A 419-nucleotide genomic window follows, 5' to 3' on the forward strand; every position below is an offset into this window, starting at 1 on the left:
CTTTTCGGTCACCACTTCGCAGCCATCGCTGGCGCTGGGCCGCTGGTCGGCCCGGTATTGGCGGCGCAGATGGGCTACCTGCCTGGTACGCTGTGGCTGATTGCCGGGGTGGTGCTGGCCGGTGCGGTTCAGGACTTTATGGTCCTGTTCATGTCCACCCGCCGCAACGGTCGCTCCCTGGGCGATATGGTCCGTGAAGAAATGGGCCGCATCCCCGGGACCATCGCGCTGTTTGGCTGCTTCCTGATCATGATCATCATCCTCGCGGTGCTGGCGCTGATCGTGGTCAAGGCCCTGGCCGAAAGCCCGTGGGGTATTTTCACGGTGATGGCGACCATCCCGATCGCGATGTTCATGGGCATCTACATGCGCTACATCCGCCCGGGTCGCATCGGTGAAATCTCGGTGATCGGCGTGGC

General features: G+C 63.0%; 1 protein-coding gene. It reads left to right on the forward strand.

The genetic code is table 11. The features are described from left to right. On the forward strand, positions 1 to 419 hold a 419-nt coding region (locus KVG95_RS29620), incomplete at both ends, for a carbon starvation CstA family protein (RefSeq protein ID WP_302470712.1).

The organism is Pseudomonas farris (assembly GCF_019145235.1).
Classification (GTDB): domain Bacteria; phylum Pseudomonadota; class Gammaproteobacteria; order Pseudomonadales; family Pseudomonadaceae; genus Aquipseudomonas; species Aquipseudomonas farris.